Origin of the sequence: Hyphomonas sp. (assembly GCF_022844445.1) — a bacterium.
GTDB lineage: Bacteria > Pseudomonadota > Alphaproteobacteria > Caulobacterales > Hyphomonadaceae > Hyphomonas.
The window spans coordinates 327,196-349,611 of the sequence record NZ_JALHLS010000001.1 but is presented as its reverse complement, the minus strand read 5'-3'; the positions used below and the strand labels follow the sequence as shown (position 1 = coordinate 349,611).

Annotated in this window: 25 protein-coding genes; 14 read left to right on the top strand and 11 right to left on the bottom strand. The window is 64.8% G+C overall.

Features of this window, described 5'->3' with window-relative positions:
- Window positions 1–13 precede the first annotated feature (13 nt).
- From Q0C17_RS01880 to cobT, 5 genes are all read left to right on the top strand, one after another.
- Window positions 14–1,675 (top strand): amidohydrolase, encoded by a 1,662-nt coding sequence (locus Q0C17_RS01880; RefSeq protein ID WP_291200458.1) that lies wholly within the window; start codon window positions 14–16, stop codon window positions 1,673–1,675.
- A gap of 50 nt (window positions 1,676–1,725) precedes the next feature.
- Window positions 1,726–2,502 (top strand): class I SAM-dependent methyltransferase, encoded by a 777-nt coding sequence (locus Q0C17_RS01875; protein WP_291200455.1) that lies wholly within the window; start codon window positions 1,726–1,728, stop codon window positions 2,500–2,502.
- Between the two features lie 156 nt (window positions 2,503–2,658).
- Window positions 2,659–3,642, top strand: a complete 984-nt coding sequence (cobS, locus tag Q0C17_RS01870; RefSeq protein WP_291200452.1) for a cobaltochelatase subunit CobS — start codon at window positions 2,659–2,661, stop codon at window positions 3,640–3,642.
- 20 nt (window positions 3,643–3,662) lie between these two features.
- Window positions 3,663–4,334, top strand: a complete 672-nt coding sequence (locus Q0C17_RS01865; RefSeq protein WP_291200449.1) for a dienelactone hydrolase family protein — start codon at window positions 3,663–3,665, stop codon at window positions 4,332–4,334.
- Entirely contained in the window at window positions 4,335–6,317 is a 1,983-nt protein-coding gene (gene cobT, locus Q0C17_RS01860; RefSeq protein ID WP_291200446.1) for a cobaltochelatase subunit CobT, read from the top strand.
- A gap of 373 nt (window positions 6,318–6,690) precedes the next feature.
- Here the strand turns inward: cobT and hisE are convergent, their stop codons facing one another.
- Window positions 6,691–7,041: a phosphoribosyl-ATP diphosphatase gene (gene hisE / locus Q0C17_RS01855; RefSeq protein WP_291200443.1), complete on the bottom strand. Its 351-nt coding sequence runs from the start codon at window positions 7,039–7,041 to the stop codon at window positions 6,691–6,693.
- Between the two features lie 117 nt (window positions 7,042–7,158).
- Here hisE and Q0C17_RS01850 point away from each other — a divergent pair, with 117 nt between their 5' ends.
- Window positions 7,159–7,968, top strand: a complete 810-nt coding sequence (locus Q0C17_RS01850) for a crotonase/enoyl-CoA hydratase family protein (RefSeq protein ID WP_291200439.1) — start codon at window positions 7,159–7,161, stop codon at window positions 7,966–7,968.
- Here the strand turns inward: Q0C17_RS01850 and hisF are convergent, their stop codons facing one another.
- Window positions 7,969–8,727, bottom strand: coding sequence for an imidazole glycerol phosphate synthase subunit HisF (gene hisF / locus Q0C17_RS01845; RefSeq protein ID WP_291200436.1), 759 nt, complete (start codon window positions 8,725–8,727; stop codon window positions 7,969–7,971).
- A gap of 186 nt (window positions 8,728–8,913) precedes the next feature.
- On the opposite strand from hisF, the gene Q0C17_RS01840 reads away from it, so the two are divergent.
- Complete coding sequence (locus Q0C17_RS01840) at window positions 8,914–9,108, top strand: hypothetical protein (RefSeq protein WP_291200433.1); 195 nt, start codon at window positions 8,914–8,916, stop codon at window positions 9,106–9,108.
- 80 nt (window positions 9,109–9,188) lie between these two features.
- On the opposite strand, the gene Q0C17_RS01835 is transcribed toward Q0C17_RS01840, so the two are convergent.
- Window positions 9,189–9,557, bottom strand: a complete 369-nt coding sequence (locus tag Q0C17_RS01835; RefSeq protein WP_291200431.1) for a hypothetical protein — start codon at window positions 9,555–9,557, stop codon at window positions 9,189–9,191.
- Window positions 9,558–9,679: 122 nt separating this feature from the next.
- Here Q0C17_RS01835 and Q0C17_RS01830 point away from each other — a divergent pair, with 122 nt between their 5' ends.
- The gene (locus tag Q0C17_RS01830; protein WP_291200427.1) at window positions 9,680–9,847 is read left to right on the top strand and encodes a hypothetical protein; all 168 of its coding nucleotides are present in this window, start codon (window positions 9,680–9,682) and stop codon (window positions 9,845–9,847) included.
- Between the two features lie 80 nt (window positions 9,848–9,927).
- The gene (locus tag Q0C17_RS01825; protein ID WP_291200425.1) at window positions 9,928–10,704 is read left to right on the top strand and encodes a GGDEF domain-containing protein; all 777 of its coding nucleotides are present in this window, start codon (window positions 9,928–9,930) and stop codon (window positions 10,702–10,704) included.
- Between the two features lie 18 nt (window positions 10,705–10,722).
- Here the strand turns inward: Q0C17_RS01825 and hisA are convergent, their stop codons facing one another.
- Complete coding sequence (gene hisA / locus Q0C17_RS01820; RefSeq protein WP_291200422.1) at window positions 10,723–11,451, bottom strand: 1-(5-phosphoribosyl)-5-[(5-phosphoribosylamino)methylideneamino]imidazole-4-carboxamide isomerase; 729 nt, start codon at window positions 11,449–11,451, stop codon at window positions 10,723–10,725.
- Window positions 11,448–12,080 carry an imidazole glycerol phosphate synthase subunit HisH gene (gene hisH / locus Q0C17_RS01815; protein WP_291200420.1) on the bottom strand — a complete coding sequence of 211 codons (633 nt, stop codon included), beginning with the start codon at window positions 12,078–12,080 and terminating at the stop codon, window positions 11,448–11,450. The genes hisA and hisH overlap by 4 nt, the downstream gene beginning before the upstream one ends.
- A 97-nt stretch (window positions 12,081–12,177) precedes the next feature.
- On the opposite strand from hisH, the gene Q0C17_RS01810 reads away from it, so the two are divergent.
- A complete protein-coding gene (locus tag Q0C17_RS01810) occupies window positions 12,178–12,729 on the top strand; it encodes a toll/interleukin-1 receptor domain-containing protein (RefSeq protein WP_291200417.1) in 552 nt (183 codons plus the stop codon).
- Between the two features lie 462 nt (window positions 12,730–13,191).
- Window positions 13,192–14,499 (top strand): hemolysin family protein, encoded by a 1,308-nt coding sequence (locus tag Q0C17_RS01805; protein WP_291200414.1) that lies wholly within the window; start codon window positions 13,192–13,194, stop codon window positions 14,497–14,499.
- 6 nt (window positions 14,500–14,505) lie between these two features.
- Here Q0C17_RS01805 and Q0C17_RS01800 read toward each other — a convergent pair whose 3' ends face one another.
- Window positions 14,506–15,942 carry a carotenoid oxygenase family protein gene (locus tag Q0C17_RS01800; RefSeq protein ID WP_291200411.1) on the bottom strand — a complete coding sequence of 479 codons (1,437 nt, stop codon included), beginning with the start codon at window positions 15,940–15,942 and terminating at the stop codon, window positions 14,506–14,508.
- 63 nt (window positions 15,943–16,005) lie between these two features.
- Between Q0C17_RS01800 and Q0C17_RS01795 the strand changes: the two genes are divergently transcribed.
- Window positions 16,006–16,608, top strand: a complete 603-nt coding sequence (locus Q0C17_RS01795) for a TetR/AcrR family transcriptional regulator (protein ID WP_291200408.1) — start codon at window positions 16,006–16,008, stop codon at window positions 16,606–16,608.
- A 210-nt stretch (window positions 16,609–16,818) separates the two neighbouring features.
- Here Q0C17_RS01795 and hisB read toward each other — a convergent pair whose 3' ends face one another.
- A complete protein-coding gene (gene hisB, locus Q0C17_RS01790) occupies window positions 16,819–17,415 on the bottom strand; it encodes an imidazoleglycerol-phosphate dehydratase HisB (RefSeq protein WP_291200405.1) in 597 nt (198 codons plus the stop codon).
- A gap of 119 nt (window positions 17,416–17,534) precedes the next feature.
- Here hisB and Q0C17_RS01785 point away from each other — a divergent pair, with 119 nt between their 5' ends.
- On the top strand, window positions 17,535–19,310 hold the full coding sequence (locus Q0C17_RS01785; protein WP_291200402.1) for a bifunctional diguanylate cyclase/phosphodiesterase: 1,776 nt from the start codon (window positions 17,535–17,537) through the stop codon (window positions 19,308–19,310).
- On the opposite strand, the gene Q0C17_RS01780 is transcribed toward Q0C17_RS01785, so the two are convergent.
- A complete protein-coding gene (locus tag Q0C17_RS01780; RefSeq protein WP_291200399.1) occupies window positions 19,292–19,813 on the bottom strand; it encodes a GNAT family N-acetyltransferase in 522 nt (173 codons plus the stop codon). The genes Q0C17_RS01785 and Q0C17_RS01780 overlap by 19 nt on opposite strands.
- Window positions 19,810–20,238 (bottom strand): nuclear transport factor 2 family protein, encoded by a 429-nt coding sequence (locus Q0C17_RS01775; protein WP_291200396.1) that lies wholly within the window; start codon window positions 20,236–20,238, stop codon window positions 19,810–19,812. Before Q0C17_RS01775 ends, Q0C17_RS01780 begins: the two co-directional genes overlap by 4 nt.
- A gap of 185 nt (window positions 20,239–20,423) precedes the next feature.
- On the opposite strand from Q0C17_RS01775, the gene Q0C17_RS01770 reads away from it, so the two are divergent.
- A complete protein-coding gene (locus tag Q0C17_RS01770; RefSeq protein WP_291200393.1) occupies window positions 20,424–21,260 on the top strand; it encodes an SDR family oxidoreductase in 837 nt (278 codons plus the stop codon).
- Window positions 21,261–21,268: 8 nt separating this feature from the next.
- On the opposite strand, the gene Q0C17_RS01765 is transcribed toward Q0C17_RS01770, so the two are convergent.
- Complete coding sequence (locus Q0C17_RS01765) at window positions 21,269–22,024, bottom strand: alpha/beta hydrolase (RefSeq protein ID WP_291200390.1); 756 nt, start codon at window positions 22,022–22,024, stop codon at window positions 21,269–21,271.
- Window positions 22,025–22,067: 43 nt separating this feature from the next.
- Window positions 22,068–22,328 carry a hypothetical protein gene (locus Q0C17_RS01760; RefSeq protein ID WP_291200387.1) on the bottom strand — a complete coding sequence of 87 codons (261 nt, stop codon included), beginning with the start codon at window positions 22,326–22,328 and terminating at the stop codon, window positions 22,068–22,070.
- Window positions 22,329–22,416: the final 88 nt, after the last annotated feature.

Genomic DNA, 22,416 nt, shown 5'->3' with positions numbered 1-22,416 from the left:
AGGACTTCGCCCCATGCGCCTCGCCCTCCTGTCCGCCGCTGCCTTGTCGCTCGCCAACTGCGCGCCCGCCCTGCCGACGGAAACCGAGGCCTTGGAAAAGGTGACCGTCTTTACCAACGGCACCATCTATACCGGTCTTGGTGATGCGGCGGGCGTGCCCCAGACCGTCACCGGCGTGGTTGTCGGCGCCGATGGCCGCATCATCGCCACCATCCCCCCGATGTCGGCCGACTGGAGCGAGGAGGAAGTCAATGTCATCGACCTTGGCGGCGCGTTCATGTTTCCCGGCTTCACCGATGCTCACGTCCACCTGTCCGGCGTTGGCGAGCGTGAATTGACGCTCAACCTCGAAGGCACGGCTGCCGTGTCCGAACTTGTCGCCCGCGTCAAATCAGAACTCGAAGGCAAGCCGGAAAGCTCTGTTCTCGTCGGGCGCGGCTGGATCGAAACCGGCTGGCCGGAGGGCCGCATGCCGATGGCGTCTGACCTCGATCCCGTCACCGGCGCCCACAAGGTCATCCTCGGCCGCTCAGATGGCCACGCCCTTGTCGCCAATTCCGCGGCCCTCGCCGCTTCCGGCATCACGGACGAGACACCCGATCCTCCGGGCGGCCGAATCGAGCGCGACGCCAGTGGCAAGGCCACGGGCATCCTGATCGATGCCGCCATGGGCCTCGTGCAGCCGTTGATCGCCGAGCCAGACGATGCCGCCGTCTCCCTCGCCCTCGAAACGGGCGCAAAGCTCTACGCCTCGCGCGGCTGGACCGGCGGCCACAACATGAGCGTCACCGCGCGCGAAGCGCCGCTGATGGCCGCGCTCGACGGGGAAGGGCGCCTGCCGCTGCGCCTCTACAACGCGTTCGACGCCAGCGCTTTCGAGATCGCTGAAAGCCGCCTCAACGAGACCGATACGATCGCCAACCGCGCCGTGAAACTCTACATGGACGGCGCCCTCGGGAGCCGCGGCGCGCAGCTGCTTCAGCCCTATTCGGATCGTCCGGATACGTCCGGTCTCTCCCTGCTGGATGATGATGCCCTCGCCGCCTTCATGGCGCGCGCCAAAGCTGCAAATGTCCAACTCGCCATCCATGCCATCGGCGACCTGGCCAACCGGCGGATCCTGGAAGCCTACGAGACCGGCGGATATGACAAGTCCCTGCGCTGGCGCATCGAGCATGCGCAAGTCATCCACCCGGACGATCTTGCCCGCGTCGCGTCTGGCGGCCTGATCGCCTCGATGCAGCCGAGCCATGCCATCGGCGACCTGTTTTTCGCGCCCGCCCGCCTCGGCATGGACCGCCTGCGCGGCGCCTATGCCTGGGCCACGCTCCTTGATCTCGGAACTGTCATCGCTGGCGGCTCGGACGCGCCCGTCGAAGTCGGCTCGCCGACCATCGAATTCTACGCCGCCGTCGCCCGCAAGGACCTGAAGGGCTTCTCCGGTGAGGGCTGGCACCCGGAAGAGGCCGTCTCGCGCGCCCGCGCGCTTGCCCTCTTCACCACTGGCCCCGCCTTCGCCAGCTTCCGCGAAGCCGATCTCGGCACCATCGAGCCCGGCAAGCTGGCCGACTTCACGGTTTTCGACCGTGACTTGATGACCATCCCCGAAGGTGACATCCTCAAAGCCGAGCCGGTCATGACCGTCATTGGCGGCGAGGTCGTCTGGCGCCGCTAAGGCGCCAGCCCCTCCGGAAGAGACGCCGGCCGATAAGGAGGGACCGTTCCATGTCGTCAATCTTAAAGTCCTGCGCCGCCGCCATCGCGCTTGCCTTTGCCGCTGCCTGTGCCGGCACCCCGGCCCCCGTGCCGGAAGCCGTCGCCGTCGACTACGCCGCCATTGTTGATACGCCCGACCGTCCGGATGCGGACATCCTGTCGGACCACCTGCGCAAGCCCGCGGAAGTGCTCGCGCTCTTTTCGCCGCAGCCTGGTGACACCATCCTCGAGATCGAGGCGGGCGGTGGCTACTATACGGAGTTGCTTTCCCGGATCACCGGCCCCGCCGGCAAGGTCTATATGCAAAATCCGGCTGGCTTCGATGCCTTCCTTGGCGACGCGGTGAAGAAACGCCTCGAAGGACGACTCACCAACGTCACCTATCTGAAATCGAACTTCGACGCCTTCGCCGTGCCGGATGCCTCCATCGACGTCGCCACCTGGTTCCAGGGCCCGCACGAGATCTGGTACACGCCAGAAGGAGCGACGGAGGCCCTCGGTAATCCGGACAAGAGCTTCAAGGATATCGCCCGCGCGCTGAAATCCGGCGGCCAGTTCGTTGTCATCGACCATGTCGCTCCGGCCGGCTCACCGCCCACCACCGGCGGCGACACCCACCGCATCGATCCCGCGCACATTCTCGCGATGGCGGACGCGGCCGGCTTGATCCTCGAAACGGAGTCCGCCCTGTTGCACAACCCCGCCGATGACGGCCTCACTAACGTCTTCGACCCCGCCATTCGCGGCCGCACCAACCAGGCTATCCTGATCTTCCGCAAGCCCTGACGCCTTTCCCCCTCTCCCGCAAAACGGGTGAGGGGCCGGGGGTGAGGGCCTTCCGTCCCGCCTGCCATTTCCCCTACGTCGCACTAGGCGCGGGGCCATCCCGTGCTAGAACGCTTCTTTCCGACATCTCCCTCCCGTGACGAGCCCCGCACAGCCATGACTTCAATGACGTCCACAGACACGCTCGAAGGCCTGAAGCCGACCGAAAAGGTGAACCTGAAAAAGGCTTTCGGCCTCGACACGGCCATGGTCGTGCACGGCTTCAAGACGCGCACCGAGTACGTCCCGGAGATCGACCCTTCCTACCGGTTCGATCCCCAGACCACGCTCGCCATCCTCGCCGGCTTCGAGCATAACCGCCGCGTCATGGTCCAGGGCTATCACGGCACCGGCAAGTCGACCCACATCGAGCAGGTCGCCGCCCGCCTCAACTGGCCGATGATCCGCGTCAACCTCGACAGCCACGTCAGCCGGATCGACATGGTCGGCAAGGACGCCATCGTCCTGAAGGACGGCAAGCAGATCACCGAATTCCGCGAAGGCATTCTGCCCTGGGCCCTGCAGCGCCCCGTCGCCATCGTCTTCGACGAATACGACGCCGGCCGCCCGGACGTGATGTTTGTCATTCAGCGCGTCCTCGAAAGTTCCGGCAAGCTGACGTTGCTCGACCAGAACCGTGTGATTTCGCCGAACCCGTATTTCCGCCTCTTCTCGACCACCAACACGGTCGGCCTAGGCGACACGACCGGCCTTTATCACGGCACGCAACAGCTGAACCAGGGCCAGATGGACCGTTGGTCCATCGTCACCACGCTGAACTATCTCGCGCACGATGCCGAGGTCGAGATTGTCAAGTCGAAGTCCACCGGCGCCGACGAGGCGACCCTTTCCAAAATGGTCACGCTTGCCGATCTCACGCGCAACGCCTTCATGGCCGGAGATCTCTCCACCGTGATGAGCCCGCGCACCGTCATCACCTGGGCGGAAAACTTCGCCATCTTCGGCGACATCGGGCACGCTTTCCGCATGACCTTTCTCAACAAGTGCGACGAGCTGGAACGTCCCCTCGTCGCCGAGATGTATCAGCGCTGCTTCGGCACCGAACTGCCCGAGAGCGCCCTCATGGTGAAGGTCGCCTGATCCTCGGGAGGGATCCCTCGATGACGGAAAAGCGGATCGAACTGACCGGCGCGTCCGGCTTCACGTTCGGCGCCCTGCACGTCGCCCCCGAGGGCGCGCGCAGGGGCGGGCTTGTTCTCATCCAGGAAATCTTCGGCATCAATTCCTACATGGCCGCCGCCGCGCGCAAATTCGCGGGCGCCGGCTTCGAAGTGATCGTGCCTTCGATGTTCGACCGGCAGGCGAAGGGCTTCGTGCGCGAAAGCCACGCGCCTGACGACATCGCCGCCGGCGGTGGCCATGCCCGTGCCAATGGGCTCGACAATGCCCTCACCGATATCGGCGCCTGCCTCGAAGCTCTCGATGGTCCCGTCTACATCTCCGGTTACTGCTATGGCGGCTCGATGTCTTATGTCGCCGCTTGCGAGTTTCCGCGCCTCACCGCCGCTTCCTGCTACTATGGCAGCCTCGTGCCGGGCCTGCATGCCCGCGTCCCACTTTGCCCGACCATCACCCACTTCGGCCGCCAGGACGCGCACATTCCGATGGACGGCGTGAACGCCTTCGCCGCCGCGCGCCCGGATGTGCCCACTTATGTCTACGAAGCAGGTCACGGCTTCGCCCGGACGGGCTCCTCCGACTATGACGCCGTCGCCGACGGCCTCGCCTGGCAGCGTACGATGGACCTCTTCGAGAAGGCATTTTTCCGCTAGATGGCCAAGGACACTACACCCCAGGATCTCTTCAAGGCCGCGCTCGCCGTCACTACCAAGGCGATGAGCGCGGAGCGCGAGATCGAAGTCGGCTTCGGCAACGATACTGGCGACCAGGGCGACCGTCTGGTCCTGCGCCCGCCCCCAATCGAAATCAGCGCCGAACTCGCGGCCCGCATCCGCGGCGAGGCCGACGCGATGGCGCTGCGCCGTGCGCACCATGATCCCGCTGCCCACCTTGCCCACCGCCCGCAAGGCGAACTCGCCCGCCGTGTCTATGAAGGCGCCGAGACCGCGCGCATCGAAAGCCTTGGCGCCAATGCCATGCTCGGTACCGCCGGCAATCTCGATGCCGCGCTCGACCATCGCTGCAAGTCCACGAACTTCGGCGCCGGCTCCGAAGACCCCGAGGCGATCCTCGCCCCTGCGCTCGAATTTCTGCTGCGCGAACGCCTCACCGGCCGGCCGCTGCCGGAAAGCGCCGAGCGCGTTGCCGCTGTCTGGCGCGAGAAGGTAGAAGCTCGCGCTGGCAAGGCGCTCGAAGGCCTGCTGGATCAGCTGCATGATCAGGCGCAGTTCTCGAAAACCATCCGCTCGATCATTCGTGACCTGACGGCGTCCGACGTGGCCGGCGAGGATGTCGAGACCAGTGAGGAGGACCAGTCGGAGCAGCAGGAAGACAACGAGTCCCAGGCTGGCGAGGAAGATGCTTCGACCGAAGAGCAGATGGGCGCGTCTTCCGAACAGATGGAAGCGGGCGAGACCGAAGACCTCGACGGCGAGGAGGCCAACGTCTCCGTCGATCAGGACGCCGACCTCGACGCCGACGATTCGCCGGACGAAGAAGATGACGGCTCCAAGCCGCTCCGCCCGAACTACCAGCAGGGCGATGACCGCGACCGCTTCGTCTACAATGTTTTCACCCGCGCCCATGACGAGACCGCCAATGCACCGGACCTCTGCGATGCCGAGGAACTGACCCGCCTGCGTGCCTATCTCGACCACCAGCTGCAGGGCCTGCAGGGCGCCGTTGCCAAGCTCGCCAACAAGCTGCAACGCCGCCTGATGGCGCAGCAGAACCGCTCATGGTCCTTCGATCTTGAAGAAGGCGTGCTCGACACCGCGCGCCTCACCCGCGTCATCACCGATCCCACCGCGCCGCTCTCCTTCAAGCAGGAAGACGACACCAAGTTCCGCGACACGATCGTCACGCTGCTGCTCGATAACTCCGGCTCAATGCGCGGCCGACCGATTATGGTCGCTGCTCTTTGTGCGGACATTCTCGCCCGTACACTGGAACGCTGCGCCGTGAAAACCGAAATTCTCGGCTTCACCACCAAAGCCTGGAAAGGCGGGCTCAGCCGCGAGGACTGGGTCAAGGCCGGCAAGCCTAATGGCCCAGGCCGTCTCAACGATATCCGCCACATCATCTACAAGGCCGCCGACATGCCGTGGCGCCGCGCCCGCCGCAATCTTGGCCTGATGATGCGCGAAGGCCTCCTGAAGGAGAACATCGACGGCGAAGCCCTCCTTTGGGCGCACGACAGGATGCTGGCCCGCCCCGAGCAGCGCAAGATCCTGATGGTCATCTCGGACGGTGCACCGGTCGACGATTCAACCCTCAACGTCAACATCGGCAACTATCTCGAACGCCACCTCCGCCAGGTCATCGACGAGATCGAGAACCGCTCGCCGGTCGAGCTCATCGCCATCGGCATCGGCCATGACGTCACGCGTTATTACAAGCGCGCCGTTACCATCGTCGACGCCGAACAGCTCGGCGGCGCGATGACCGAACAACTTGCCTCCCTCTTCGACGAACACCCACCGAATCCCGCCGCCATGGCCATTGTGCCGCTCACGGACAGAACTACCCGGGGCGCCGTTTCCGGTGCCGGCGCCCCCAGCTATGGCAAGAAAGTCGGCCTCGGCCGCGACGTGAAAACCACAACGCTCCAGGCCGTCAAACCCCCAAAAAAGTGACGCGCCCAGTGCCTCTTCCGGAAAATGGGGAGAGGGGAGCATCGCAAAGCGACTGGGGGTGAGTGGCTAAACTCCTTTGGAAGCGTACCTGCCACTGTAAAATTGAGGTTTCGAAGAAGCGAGCGTGCAGGTTTCCGCACCCCTGCCAGTCTGGCGGTGTCTGCGCCGTCCGCATCGTGCGGGCTAAGCCAAAACCCGTCCGCACCCGGAATTCTGGTACCCTGTCGCCGCCCAGATCCGCCCGCGATCGACCGCGCGATTCTTCTGCAAGCCGTCCAGCGTCTTGCGGGTGCAAAGGCCAATCCCACGCTGCCTGCCTTGCGCCCCTTTGCCATGCCCGGAGGACTGGCGGGATGGATATGTCGTGACGCGCTTACGCGCCCGTCCGCCCCGCCTTTTCATCAATGCCGCTGGTGCCTTGCCGGGCTTCCAGCGCCGCAGCCACATCATCCAGGCTCACGCCGCGCGAGCGGAGCGCCACGAACACATGGTAGAGCACATCCGCCGCTTCATTCGCCACGCGGCCATCGCTTTCACCGCGCACGGCGTCCGCCAGCTCCCCGCCCTCCTCGGCGACCTTCGCCGCGCAGGCATCCGGCCCCTTTGCCAGCAGCTTCGCGGTCCAGCTCTTGCCCGCGTCGCCCTCCTGAGCGCGCGCGTCTATGGTCGCGGCCAGGTGGGCGAGGGCATCGACGAGGCGGTCAGGGGAGGCGAGGGCGGTCATGGTTCAGTCTCCTGCTTTCCGCCGTTTAGCGCCCTGACGCGGCGGCGTCACGCGCCAACGCTTGACGGACGTGAGGGAAAGGGGGCCAGTTTCTTTTCATCTTCCGGAGGAAAACCCATGAAAGACCGCGTTTCGATCACGATGCTCGAGGACGGCGTTGCCGATGTTCGCCTCATCCGCACCGACAAGATGAATGCCCTCGACCCCGCCATGTTCGCGGGCATCGCGGAGGCAATCGCGCAGCTAAAAGCCACCAAGGGCCTGCGCGTCGTGGTCCTCTCCGGCGAAGGCCGCGCCTTCTGCGCCGGGCTTGATCTATCTTCGCTCGGTCAGCCGGGCGACGGCAAAAAGCAGGGTGAAGGCGCAACCGGTAGCCTCGGCAGCCGCAGTCATGGCATCGCCAACCTCGCCCAGCATGTCGCCTGGGGATGGCGAGAACTGCCCGTCCCGGTCATAGCGGCCGTTCACGGAATCGCTTTCGGCGGCGGCTTCCAGATTATGTCGGGCGCCGACATCCGCATCATCCATCCCGACACACGCTGCGCCATCATGGAAATGAAATGGGGCCTCGTGCCCGACATGGCGGGATTCCCGCTCTGGCGCGGCAATGTCCGCGACGATGTTATCCGTGAGCTGACATACACGAACCGCGAGTTTAAAGGTGCTGAGGCGCACGCCCTCGGCTTCGCCACGAAAGTGTCCGACACGCCGCTGGAAGACGCCCTCTGGCTGGCGCGCATCATGTCTGGAAAGCACCCGGCCGCGATGCGCGGCGCGAAGGTTCTCTGCAACGCGATGGCCGACGCCACCGATGCCGAACTCCTCGCCCTCGAAAGCAGCGAGCAGCTGAAAGTCATGCGCACGCCGAACCAGCTGGAAGCGGTGGCCGCCGAAATGCAGAAGCGCCGCGCGGTGTTCGCGGAGTAGCTAGACCGTCCTGACCGGGGCGCCCGCTTTTCGGAGCGCGTCCCGGGCCTCGGCCAGAGTTGCTTCGCCGAAGTGGAAGATGGACGCGGCCAGCACCGCGCTTGCCCCACCTTCCAGAACGGCCGGCGCAAAGTCCGCCACGCTACCCGCCCCTCCCGAGGCGATCACCGGGATGGTAACGGCCGACGATACTGCCTTCAGAAGGGCAATGTCATACCCTGTCTTGGTCCCGTCGCGGTCCATCGAGGTCAGCAGGATTTCGCCTGCCCCGCGCTTTGCTGCCTCCCGGGCAAACGCCACTGCGTCGATGCCGGTCGCCTTGCGCCCGCCATGCGTGAAGATCTCCCAACCCGCGCCCGACTTGCGCGCATCGATCGCCACCACCACGCATTGCCGCCCGGCCTTCGCCGCACACGCCGCAATCACCGAAGGGTCCGCCACTGCGGCCGAATTGATCGCCACCTTGTCCGCGCCGGCGCGCAGCAGGGCCACCATGTCTTCCGGTGAGCGCACGCCGCCGCCCACGGTCAGCGGCATGAAGCACGCCTCCGCCGTGCGGCTCACCGTTTCCAGCAGCGTCCCGCGCCCTTCATGGCTCGCGGTGATGTCCAGGAAGCACAGCTCATCCGCTCCCTGCGCATCATAGGCTCGCGCCAGCGCCACGGGGTCGCCGGCGTCTTTCAGGTCCACGAAGTTAACGCCCTTCACGGTGCGGCCGTCTTTGACGTCGAGACAGGGTATGATCCGGGTTTTCAGCATGCGCGACGCTCTAGCGGGTTCCGGCGTGTGAATAAACAGGCTTCACATCGACGCAAAGGACATAGGAATTCACACCTACTATCAAGATTTTAATGCCGGGAGATGAGCAGGCATTCTGGGGCGGCGCCGTTTTTCTGTTATGGAAACAGCCGGGGGTGCTTTTGAGAGCCTGAGAAGGACGAGCCCATGGACCTGAAGAAAACGCAATTCACGGCCGCCGAACGCATTCGCCAGGATGACACGGAAAATCTTTGCCGGCTCGCAGCGCGGTTGACGCAGATGCAGGCAGAAACCGGCATCGCGGCGCCGGAAACAACCGGCCTTTCCCACGCGCTGTACACGCGCCGCCGACTGCGCAGGCCGCTGTCGACAGCGCGTTAGAGCGGCGCTCCGTAAAGTGGAATCCGGATTTCGGCCAAACGCCGCGACACAAAAAACAGCTTAAGCGGCAGGATGAGGCTTTAGCGCCGGAAGAATTTCCGGTCGATCACCGCCGCTAGAGGCACCGGTACCAGCACGGCCAGCGCCAGCGGCCAGTGCTGCGCCAGGGCGGACAGCATCGCCAGGTCCTCCGTATCCGGAATAACCAGAACGGCGCTGATTAGCAGCGCGGATGCCAGCGCGATCTCTGCCAGTCTCGGCAGGGCAATCAGCAGGGCCAGAACGGTCCAGAGAATCCAGCTGCCCGCCAGCAGCATGAGGCCCGCCGCACTGACCACCACGCCCGTGCCCAGCAGCACATAGGCGCAGGCCTCGCCCACCACGCCCCGCTGCGGCCGGTGCGGTCCGGTTTCGGTGTAGGCGGGGTGAAGTGGCTTGGGCGGCGGCATGAACTAACGATCCGTCCTGCGGGCCGGTCAGGTCAAGTTCCGCTTGATGAAATTGCAGTGAGGTTTGCCGCCGCCCTCCCCCGCGGGGAACCGCAGACAGGCGGCGCGTTGAGGAAGGGCAATTGATAAGAACAGAGAGCAGACCCATCAGCCGGATCAGCAAGGCGGCCTTCACGGCCGGGATTGTCGTCCTCGCCGAGCGCAGCGTGAACGCCTGGCTCGACAACCCCAAGAAAAGGCGCGCCGCCGCCACAGCCGCGAAAGCCGGATTTTGCACAGAGGCGCTCTGAAGTCCTTCCCTGATCAGTTCAATTTCACCGATTAGCCAGAGCTGGATTTAACCAGAATCCCGTAGTCACGGGCGATGCAGATGACAGATGATCTTCGCAAAGCCCTGATCGTTGGCGCCGTTATTACGGCGGCGTCGATCGCCGCGTCGGTCATTCCAGTCTGGATCTGGTTGCAGTTCGATCCGGTGATCGATCATGCCTCCGTCTATATTTCCTGCATCGTCCTTCCGGCGATCATCGCGCCGACCTGCTCCTTCTTCCTCCTGCGCGCGCAGATGCGGGCGGAGAAGCTCGCGCGGGAAAATGACCGGCTCGCCAATTCCGACCAGCTGACAGGCCTTCCAAACCGGCGCGCCTTCTTTGCGGCGGCCGAAACCCTGCGTGCCCGCGCGAAGTTTGGTGGCGGTGTCCTGGCCTGCGCCATCGCTGACCTGGATCACTTCAAACTAGTCAACGACGAGTTCGGCCATGATGCCGGCGACGCCGTCCTGAAATCCGTAGGCGGCGTATTGCTGGAAACGGCGCCGCCCGGCGGGATAGCCGCGCGCCTTGGCGGAGAAGAATTCGCTCTCGTGGGTCTATTCGAAAGCAAGGCTGCGGCAAGGGCTGTCTTCAATCAAGTTGTCGCCAGTGTCGGCGCTAGCACCTGCGACCACGGTGGCACGCTGCTCAGCATCAAGATCAGCCTCGGCTTTGCCGCCGCAGAGCCGGGCGAGTCGATCTCCACCCTCATGTCCCGCGCGGACCGCGCTCTCTACGAAGCCAAGCGCACTGGCCGCAACCGCGCCCTTGCCGCCGATGAAGTTTCGGAACCCATGCGCGTTCCGGCGCCGAATATCCGCCGCGCCCGGGGATAGGAGGGCGCCAGCCGCTCCTTAGGCGGTGGCAGCTCTAACCGCCTCTGCTGCATCAATATCTCCATCATACAGCGCGCGGCCCAGGATCGTGCCGGCGATGGGGGCGCCGCTGGCTCTCAATGCGCGTATGTCGTCGACGCTTTTGACGCCGCCGCTGGCGATGATCGGAATAGTGACGGCGTGGGCCAATTCCGCCGTGAACGGAACATTCACGCCGGTCTTCAGGCCGTCGCGGCTGATATCGGTGGCGATAATGGCAGCGACGCCGCAGCCTTCGAAGGCTTTCGCCAGTTCGGTAGCGCGCATGTCGCTGGTCTCGGCCCAGCCTTCGACCGCGACCCTGCCCTCCTTCGCGTCGATGCCGACGACGATACGGCCGGGAAGTTCGCGTGCCGCGGCCTTCACGAGTTCTGGCTCGCGCAGGGCGACGGTGCCGAGGATGACGCGGGCGATACCGGCCTCCAGCCAGGCGTCGATCTGGTCGCGGGTGCGGATGCCGCCGCCGAGCTGAACCGGGGCAGGGGTGGATTTGAGAATGCTGGCAACCGCCGCGCGGTTCACCGGCGTACCGGCGAAGGCACCGTTGAGATCGACGACGTGGAGATGGGTGAAGCCCATTTGCGCGAAAGCGGCAGCCTGCGCGCCGGGATCGGTGTTGAATACTGTGGCCGCGTCCATCTCCCCGCGCAGCAGGCGAACGCAGGCGCCGTCTTTCAGGTCAATCGCGGGATAGAGGGTGAAGGTCATGGGGACCACTTGAGAAAATTGCTGAGGAGCGTCAGGCCGAGCTTCTGGCTTTTTTCCGGGTGGAACTGGGTGCCGAAGAGGTTGGCGTGGGTGAGGGCGGCAGCGAAGGGGGCGCCATAGTCGCACCAAGCGGCGACATCGGCCTCGTCTTCCGGGCGGAAGGCGTAGGAATGGGTGAAGTAGGCATGCGGCTGGGGACCGAGGCCGGCGAGGACCGGGTGGTCGCCGGTCAGCGCGATCTCGTTCCAGCCGACATGCGGCACCGGCAGCCCGGGGGCGGGCTCAAAGGCCTCCACCAGGCCGTGGATCCAGCCGAGGCCGCGCGTTTCGCCGTCCTCCAGGCCGATGTCCGCCATCAGCTGCATGCCGACGCAGATGCCGAGAAAGGGGCGACGGCGGTCAAGGACGGCCTCCTCGAGGGCTTCCACCATGCCCGGAATGGCGCGCAGGGCGCCGGCACAGTCCGCGAAGTGGCCGACGCCGGGCAGGACGATACGGTCTGCGGCGGCGAGGGCGCCGGGGTCGGCGGTGACATCGATGGTGTGGCCAGCCTCTGCAGCGGCAGCGAGGGCGCGCGCGCAGGAATGCAGGTTGCCGGAGCCGTAATCGATGAGCGCGGTGCGGGACATGGGCGGCTCTTAGCGGCGCTGGGCGGGCGTGGCAATTCCGGGCCGGAAGGGGCAGCGGGCGCAGGCACGTGAGACGGGCAACCCGATGAGGGCTAAGGTGGCGCCTTCTGCTGCGCTGGCACCAGCGGCCGACGTGGCGAAAGTGTTCCTCTCCTATTCGCGGAAAGACGTCAGCCTTGCCGATGACATGGTGGCGGGTCCTCAAGCGTACGGATTCGAGGCCGATATCGACCGGGAGGACATTGCGCCGGGCGAGGCCCGGGAGGCGCGGCTCTCGGGGCTGATCGCGGAGAGGGACACGGTCGTCTATGTGATCTCGCCAGGCTTGGTCTCTTCGCCGCAATGTCACCGGGAAGTGACCGAGACACTGCGGCTGTCGAAGCGATTGCTCCCGGTCGTGTGGGTGCCGGTGCCTGAGGCGCAGATGCCGAAGGAATTGTCGCGGCTGAACTTCGTGTTCTTCGAAAGCAGCAGGCTTCTCGCGCGGAGCCGTTCAGTGCTGGTGGGCCGCCGGAGGAGGCGCTGCGGCGCGGGGCAGAGCTGGACGGCGCGCGGGACTGGGCGGCGACGCGGCCACAGCCCGCGCCGGAGCAGACTGATCTGCATACCGATTACATCGCGGCGTGGATGCGAACGGCGCGCCCGATAGCGCCGGGACGGAACGGCCGCACAGGACGCTGCCAGAAAACGCGCCGGCAATAGAGCTTGCGGCATCGTTCCCGGTGCTGGATGAAGCGGCGGCGCTGGCGTCATCGGAGATTGTGCGGCGCACGCCGGACCCTCTGGGCGGCGTTCGCCGTTCGAGCTGTGGCGGCTGGCGGGTGCTCCGGCCAACGCACCGGGCCGGGCACCGGCGCTTTACGCCATCGGCGATGCTGCGCGCGGCGGCCAGGTGATCGGCGTGCATCTCGGCTCGACACCTCGCCTTCAGTTAACGGACCTGCCGACGGGCTACGGAACCGCGCCGGCGCTGGTGATCGAGAGGATACGGCAGGAGATCGAGCCCGCCGGTGGCGCGCCGTTCGGGCGGGTTTGCCGGCCCTAAGGGGCGAGTTGCAGGCAGAATTTGCGCTTTGCGAAGGGGGCGCAATCATGCGATAGGGCGGACATCATGGACCTCCTTATACTTCTCGCGCTGATCTCCCTGAACGGGGTGTTTGCGCTTTCCGAACTCGCGATTGTTTCCTCCCGCAAGAACCGCCTGCAGATGCGCGTCGACAAGGGCGACAAGGGCGCGAAGGTTGCGCTGAAGCTGCAGGAAGATCCCTCGGCCTTCCTGTCAACAGTTCAGGTGGGCATCACGCTGGTCGGCATCATCATGGGTGCATATGGCGCAACCGCCCTCGCCGAAGACGTCGCGCCGTGGATTGTCAGCACGTTCCCTGGGTTGGAAAAGCAGGCCGGGTTCATCGCCTTCGGCGTGGTGATCGCAGTGACAACCTACCTGTCGATCGTTGTTGGCGAACTGGTGCCGAAGCGGATTGCGATCACGGCGCCGGAAGCGTTTGCCAGCGTCATTGCGCCGCCGATGGCGCTGCTGGCGAGAATCGTCTTCCCGGTCGTCTTCATACTGAGGGGTTCGACGAACCTCATCCTCGGCCTGTTCGGCTTGTCCAAGGTCAATGCCGATCTGATGACGGAAGAGGAAATTGAAAGCGTGATCGAGGAAGGCGCAGCCAGCGGCGCCATCGACGAGGACGAGCGCGCGATGATCCGCAGTGTTATGCGCCTTGCCGACCGTGACGTGCGCTCCATCATGACACCGCGCAAGGATGTTGTCTGGTTGGACCTTGACGATTCGCCGGAAGAGCTCCTGAAGAAAATTGCCGACAGCGGGCATTCGCGGTTCCCGGTGGCGCGCGATGATCTGGAGCATGTGATCTCGGTTGTTCAGACCAAGGATCTTCTGACGCTGTCTGAAGGCAAGCGCCTGCCGGACTTTGAAACGGCCGGCCACGAGCCACTGTTCGTGCCGGACTCGATGACAGTGCTGAACCTGCTCGAAAAGATGCAGGCGAGCGCCGTGCAGATGGCGTTGGTGTCGGACGAGCTAGGTCATATCGAAGGCATCGTGACGGCGGCGGACGTGCTCGGCGCCATTGCGGGTGACGTAGCCTTCTCGCCGGAGGACGGGCTTGCCCGGCCGCAGAAGCGCGAGGATGGATCCTGGTTGCTCGATGGCCGGATGGCGATTGAAGACGCGGAGATTGCGCTCGGCCTGGACCTGACACCGGAGGAGGATCCTCCGTACACAACGGTTGCGGGTCTGGTTATTCACAACCTGCAGCGAATTCCGGAACTCGGCGATGTCGTGATTTCAAGTGGATGGCGTTTCGAGGTCATCGACATGGACGGCCGGCGCGTCGACAAGCTGCTTGTCGCGCGCCTTCCGTCCAAAGAAGAAGATCCTACCGGTTAGTGCCGCTCAGAGGACCGAAACCCAGTTCCCGTGGAATCCCGGCGGAATCCGGTGCGGAATGGTGATAGCAGCGGCTGGCGGTCCAGTGAAATCCTGTGCGTTGAGGATCACGAGGTCGGTTGTGTTCCTGTTGGTGTCGATGACATAACCGATCAGCCAGCCTTCATCTTCCGCCGCTTTTTCATGAGCCGGGACGAAGACAAACTCGCCGGGGACGCGGCCCGTACCGAAGTCGTGCACTTGGCGGGTGCGGGCGCCCAGGTCGTGCTTGAAGAGGGTCGAGGCGCCCATCCAGTCAGCGGTTCCGGTCGGGGGGAGGGCGACGGTGTAGGCAAAGCGGTAGGGTTGGCCGATGCGGCGCTCGTCCGAACGCGGAAACTCCTGCGGTGCGGCGTCGAGTACGGTGCGCGTAACCTTTTGGACGGCGGGATCGATCTCGAGGCTTTCGAAGGTCGTCGTGGCCGCATTCGGGCCTTTCTGACCGTCGGCGAAGACAGCGGAGTGGACGCAGGCATCCATGATGACCTTGCCGTCTTCGGTCTCGTAGGCATTGGCCGGGTGAAAGATGTAGCAGGGCGCAATTTCGCACCAGATGATCTCCTCGCCTTTGCCTTCGCGGGGGAGCAGGCCAATGCGCGCGGCGTGTTTCGGATTCCAGCGATAGGGGAAATTCTCGCCGGAGATCATCGCGGGCATCGAGAAGGTAACGGGCAGGTCCATCACGATGACGTAGTTTTGGGTGATCATGCAGTCATGGACGGAGGGGCCGTCCTGGACCGCGATAGGTTCATGGCGGCGGACCTTTCCGTCCGTACCCAGAACAGTGTGCCAGATCACGGTAGGCTCCATAGCGTTGTAGCAGATCGCGTGGGTTTCGCCGGTTGCGGGATCGAGATGCGGATGGGCGGTGAAGCCCTTTGCGAGGATGCCGTCAAAGTCACTGCGCGTGCGTGACTCGAGCAGGTCCGACACCTCAACCGGCAGGCCGCCGGCTTCGACGATGGCCCAGATCTTTCCGGCCATCGGCACAACGTTGGTGTTCGGACTACCGAAGCGACTAGTGGGGCCGGGGATCGGTGTCTCGCCGAGGGCCTGGCTGATTTCGGCGGAGCGGATCCAGCGGTTGCGGTACCAGAGCGCCTTACCGCCCTGGAGGCGGACGCCGTGCAGCATGCCGTCTCCGGCGAACCAGTGGTGGGTGGCGGGATTGGGCGGGGTGAACGGGTTTGGGCCGTTGCGCAGGTAGAGACCGTTTAGGGCGGCGGGTATGGTGCCGGTGACCTTAAGGTCTGTCACCGTGTACTCGTCTTTGAGCGGCGTGTGGATGCCGGTCAGGTAAGGGTTCGGTGTCTTGGACTTGCGATGGGTGCGGTTGAAGTTCGCAATTCCCAGGAGGCCTTGGGTGACAGCGCCGCGGATGGCGGCTTCGACGGGGCTGGGCATTGGGGGGCTCCTGTGACGATGTGAGAGGTTGCGGCGGCTTTGAATAATGTTTACACCGGCAACATGTCCGAGAATGATAACACTGTCAACATTCATTCCGAGAAAAATCGCTACCACCATGGCGATTTGCGCGCAGCGCTGATCGAAGAAGGCCTGAAGCTGATCGATCAGGCACCGGCCGAGGCGCTGAGCCTGCGGGAGATTGCGCGCAATGCGGGCGTCTCAGCAACGGCGGTCTACCGGCACTTTCCAGACAAGGCGGCGCTGCTTGGCGCGCTTTGCCGGGAAGGACATACCCGGATGGCAGCGGCGTTCCAGAAGGCGATGGCGTCCGCGCCGCCGGGCAAGGAAGCCTTCACTGCGATGGGCCGCGCTTACGTCTATTTCGCGCTGGCGCACCCGGCGCTCTTCCGGCTGATGATGGCGCAGACGGCAGGCCCTGTGCCAGCGCCGCCGCCGAGCTCCGGGGCAGGAGCAGACGGGATGCAGATACTGGTCGATGCCATCGACGGCCTGTTCGGTGCCGGCATGCCCCAGCCGGTGCGAGAGGCGCGGCGGCTGAAGGCCTGGTCGCTGGTGCATGGCCTCGCCATGCTGATGCTGGACGGACAGGTGCCGGCGGACCCGGCGCTGGTCGAGGCAGTGGTGGATGCGTCAGTGCTCTGAAGCGGCCCCGGCCGCCCCCAGGGTTCAAACGCCGTCGGCAGCCCTCCCGAGCGGGGCGAGCGTCATCAGCGTCATCAGGAACAATCCGGCATCGCCGTAGGCAGGCGGCATGGTGGTTTTCCCGATATGTTATCGGGATACCCGCACCAGCGTGACCCGGCTGCGGGGGGTGTTTCGCGGCGGACGCTCCGCAGGCGGACGGGACGGGGCCTAGAGGCTGCCTTTGGTGCTGGCGGGTTTGCCGCCGAGCCGGGGGTCGACCGTGATGGCGGTACGCAGGGCGCGGGCGGTGGCCTTGAAGCAGCTTTCGGCGATGTGGTGGTTGTTCTCGCCGTAGATGTTTTCGACGTGCAGGCACATGCCGCCATTGCCGGCGAGGGCGTGGAAGAACTCCTTGAAGAGTTCGGTGTCCATCTCGCCGAGCTTGTCGCGCCGAAAATCCACTTTCCAGATCAGGTAAGGCCGCTTGCAGAGGTCGAGCGAGGCGCGGGTCAGGGTCTCGTCCATCGGTATGTAGGCGTGGCCAAAGCGCGTGATGCCGCCGAAATCGCCGAGGGCCTGGGCGATTGCCTGGCCGATGACGATGCCGGTGTCTTCCACCGAGTGATGGAAATCGATGTGCCGGTCGCCCTTGCAACGTACCGTAAGGTCAACCAGCGAGTGCCGGGACAGGCTGTCCAGCATGTGATCGAAGAAGCCGATGCCTGTGTCGATGTCGGATTTGCCGGTACCATCAAGGTTCACGGTTACCGAGATGTCGGTTTCCTTGGTCTTGCGGGTGATCGTGGCGGTGCGATTCTGGGTCATGGCTGGGCGTATAGTCCGTCGAGAACATTACAGCTAGCGCATGATGTTCACAGATTCCTAAACATCTATGCCGCAGTTTGCGCTGTAATTTCCGAATCAAGGCCTCAGGCGGCGCCAGTGTGAAGAAATCATCGCTTATCGGCCGGCTGACCGGCAGGTTTTCGATACCGGTCTTCGCCGGTATTGCTGGCGGTGTTCTGTCGATTTTCCTGTTCCTGGCAGTGATGGCGATATCGGTCGGCTACCGGATGATCTTCCTCGGCGCGCCGTTCGGTTTGCTGGTGCCGGCGCCCGTGATGCTGGCGATGCTGCTGACCTGCATGGGGGTATCGGCCGCCGGCGCCTACTTCACGGCGCGCCCCCTGCAGGAAATATTCCTGCGCTTTACAGCCTACATGATGACCAGCCGCCTCGACGCGGAAGCCGAGCTCGACGAGTTGCAGTTTCCGGAGCTGCGCCGCCTCAGGGTGGCGACAACACGGACGGTACGCAAACTGCGCCGCGAGAACGACACGCTGCGCACGATTGCCTATCAGGATCCGCGCACCAACTTGCCGAACGCGATTGCCCTGGAGCGTCAGGTCAACGCGACGCTGCCCGAGGCGAGCTTCGAGTATCCGGCGGCTTTCCTGCTGCTCGACATCGACCGGTTCGGTCAGCTGCTGGAACAGGTGGGCACGACCTATGGCGATGCGCTGATCGAGGCGGCCGCGAAACGGTTGACGCGCGCCCTGTCGGACCTTGGCGACCCGGCGGCGATTGCGCTGCGCGGGAGCATGCTGTCGGCGTTGTCGGCGGACAAGTTCGTGCTTTATCTTCCGTGTGCGATCAATCGCGATCATGTGATCTCGATTGCCCGCGCCGTTCGGGCCGCCTTTACCGAGCCTTTCGACTTGCCGACGCGGCAGATCACCATGTCGATCTCAGGCGGCATTGTGATGGCGCCGGAGGATGGCGAATCATTTGCCAAGCTGATGCAGAACGCCAAGCTCGCCGTCCGCCTTGTGCGGTCGGAGGCGCAGTCCGGCTTCCGTTTCTTCACGCCGCGCCTGACGCGTATCGTGCAGGGGCGTTACCGCTTCGAGGCTGAACTGCGCGACGCGGTGGGCAACAAGGAATTCAAGGCGGTCTTCCAGCCGAAGATCTGTTTCGAGACGGGCCGCATTCTCGGCGCCGAAGCGCTGGCGCGCTGGCGACGGCCGAACGGCAAACTGATCTCGCCGGCGACCTTCATTCCGGTGGCAGAGCAGGCAGGCCTAATTGATGCGATCGGCATGCAGATCCTGGAAGCGGCGTGCGAGGCGGCGCGCAGCTGGCAGCTGGAAGGGTTTGACCTGACCGTGGCCGTGAACGTTTCGCCCAGCCAGTTCCAACGCCACGACCTGACGGATTCGATCATGGCGGTGCTACGCCGGACGGGCTTGCACCCGAACCGGCTGGAGCTGGAGATAACCGAGAGCATGGCCGTGAACGATCCGGCGCGCGTAGCCGAGTTCATCTCGCCGTTGCGTGCGATGGGAACCAAGCTCGCCATCGACGATTTCGGCACTGGCCACTCAAACCTTGCGACGCTGACGCAGCTGCCGTTCGACGTGTTCAAGATCGACCGGCAATTCGTCTCGGCTCTGGAGACCGACCGGCAGGCGCCGGCGATTGTCGAGATGATTCTCGCTATGGCCGAAACGCTCGGCCTGAAGACCGTGGCCGAGGGCGTGGAGACGACGCGGCAGGCGGAATTCCTGCGGCGACGGGGCTGCACTATGGCGCAGGGCTTCCTCTATTCACCCGGTTTGCCGGAGACGGCCTTCCTCGACTTCCTGCGCGCCTGGCGCCCGGGCCAGGCGGGCGAGCAGCAGCAGGATGACGCTCCGGAGCGTCAGGCGCCGCGCCGGTAGACGCCGATCATTTCGCCGCGCAGCAGGGTTTCGCCGATGCGGCGATAGCCGAGCTTGGCGGCGACTTTCTGCGACGCGATGTTTCCCGGATCGATGATGCAGTGCGTGGCGGCGGGCGCGAGGGCAGCGTCCATCCAATCCTGGCAGGCGCGCATTGATTCGGTGGCGACGCCCTTGCTCCAGGCGGCGGGCCCGAAGGCCCAGCCCGCTTCCGGGCCGATGGCGAGCTCCGGCGGCAGGCCGCGCTTGTGATCGGCAAAGCCGGCCTCGCCCAGCACTTCGCCGGTGTCCCGGCGGGTGACGACCCAGTAGCCATAGTGCAATATCTGCCAGTGACCGATGACACGCAGCAGCGTTGTCCATACTTCCTGGCGTGTGCGCGGCTGGCCGCCGATATGGCGTGTGACCTCCGGGTTACCCCACATCGCGGCGAGCGGGGCGAGATCATCCTCCGTATGCGGACGGAGGATGAGACGTTCGGTAGTCAGGAAGGGTGCAATCAAGCGCCAGCTTTCATTTTTGCGAGCATCGCGCCCATGGCGGCATGAACGGCATTGATCGCCTTCAGGGGACGGACCATGACCTTGAAGTCGACGATCTGGCCATCCGCGTTCCACTCGATCATGTCGATGCCGTTGACGGCGATCCCGTCCATCTCGGTTTCGAATTCGAGCACGGCGCGGTCGCCGCAGTCGAAGACACGGGTGTAACGGAAACTGTCATTTCCCAGGGTCTGGCCGGCAGCGAGCAGGTAGCCCATGGTGATCGGCTTGCCGACCTGCGGCGTATGGACGACGGGGCTCTTGAAGACCACCCCGTCCGCCAGGAGGGGCGCGAGCCCGCCTGGCGAATGGTCGTGCGCCATCCAGTCAAACCAGCGCTGCAGGTTCGGCGAGTGGCCGGTTTCGGGGATAAGATGTTTTGCCATTAGGTGGTCCTCCCGGGGCGGAGATTAGGCCCGCCGGGGCAGGGCCGCAACCGGGGCCGCGGCGGCAGGCCGGTCCGTGCTGTTTCCGAGCGTCACAGGCGTCTTCGCACGGATGCGTATTGCCAAGCGACCGGTCCATGCGGAAGGTCGCGGCGTGCAGGCAGAACGGAAAGGACGTTTGCGTCATGGGCAATCATGTAAAGGACAAGTCGATTATCGTGACCGGAGCTGCCGGAAGGTTTGGCCGGCTCGTCAGCGAGAAGGCGGCAGCGCTCGGCGCGAAGGTCACGTGTGCAGACATTGACCTCGGCACGCTGGAGGCGAGCGTCGCTGCGATCTGTAAGGCAGGCGGCACCGCGCAGGCCCTGCGTGCGGACGTCACCCAGATCGAGGACATGAAGGCGGCGGCGAAGGCCGCAGTGGACGCCTATGGGCGCATCGACGTAATGCTGAACAATGCCGGCGTGATGCCTCTGGCGCTTTATGCCGACCATGAGACGGCGCTGGAGAAATGGTACCGCTGCATCGACATCAACATCAAGGGCGTGCTGAACGGCACCGTGGCTGTCTATGACCAGATGATCGCGCAGGGCGAGGGCCATGTGATCAACGTGTCGTCGATCTATGGCAACTTTCCGGTCTATGGCGCGGCGGTGTACGGGGCGACGAAATCTGCGGTGAACTTCCTGTCGGAGTCGCTTCGCATCGAGAGCCGCGGGAAGATCAAGGTGACGATCGTGAAGCCGACTGGAGTGCCGGGGACGGGGCTGGGAGCGGGTGTCGTCAATCCGCAAGGCATCACCGGGATCGTCGGGCAGAATGCAGGCGAGTATTTCGAAGTGCTGGGCCAGATGAGGGAAGGCAAGCTCGATCCGGCGCGGCTCGACCCGAACGAGATGGACTATGTGGCGCTCGACCCGGCCTTCATTGCCGACCAGATTATCCACGCGATCAACCAGCCGAAGGGCGTCTCCATCGGCGACATCACGGTGCGCGCCTCCGGCGACCATTACATTCTCTGACGCGGCGCTTAGGCGTAGCCGAGGAAGGCGAGGATTTTTTCGAAGACGTCACGGTCGAGGCATAGTTCGCGGTGGTCGAGGTCCGCAACGCCGTGGACTTCGGCGCCTGGAAGTTTTGCCGCGAGAGCGGAAATTTCGTCCAGCGGGCAGCCGATGTCTGCGTCCGAGCCGATGAAGAGGAGTTTGCCGGAAAAGCCGGAGAGCGCTGCGGCGAAGTCGAACGGAGCGAGTTCACCGCCGCCGGAAGCGCGGACGAACTCAAGGGCGGCGGCGAGCGCGTCGGGATCGGCGCCCTCGCGGCGTTTGGCTTCTGCCCAGCCGAGGACGGGCGGCGCAATCAGCACGACATAGTCGGCCTTCGCGCCGGCCTTCAGCGCGTTCGCGGTAGCAATGCAGCCGAAGGAATGCGCGACAATCGTGTCAATGGGCGCCTCGGCGGCGCAAACCTCGAACACGGCGCGACCGGCCGCTTCTGCGCCATACCCTTTCGATTTCGAGGCGCCGTGACCCGGCAGGTCCATCAGCAGGACGGCGCGGGTATTTGAGAGGAAGTCCTGCGCGTACTGGCGCCAGATCCGGTGGGTGTCGTTCCAGCCGTGCACGAACAATGTGGCCGGGCCCTCGTGCGCGCGCCAGAGCGGCGTCTCGCCCAAATCGCGGCGCGCATTCGGCGGCAGCATGTTCTGACCAGGCGCCGCGCTGACAGGGCTTGGCACGAGTTCGGCGAGGAGGGCGCGCGCGGCGGCGTTGAGATTGTCGGTCATGTATGTCCTCCCGGCGCTACTCTCGGGCGGGTGTAGGCGCGCGTCAATCCGGGGCGGGCGCGCCGGCAAGGCGTTCGAGCAGCTGCGTGAGGCGCGCGCCACAGATGCGGCGGCCTTCTTCGGCTGGTCGGACGCGGCGATGGCGAGAGCGGTCTGGGTGGCCGCGCCAGAGCTCATGTCGGCGGCTGACGCGCCTGACGGCGCGCACATCCGAGTTCTTCGTCGCTGCGTTCTCGGCAAGCGCGCTGTTCGAGCCCACGCGCTCAACGGCGGCACGCTTCCTCGTGATCAATCGGAGGCACATCGGACTCGCCTTCGCGCCTGCGCACTTCATCCATCTCGGCGTGCTTGTCGCCTACTTCGCGGTGACCGGCGAAGAACCTGGTTTGGTG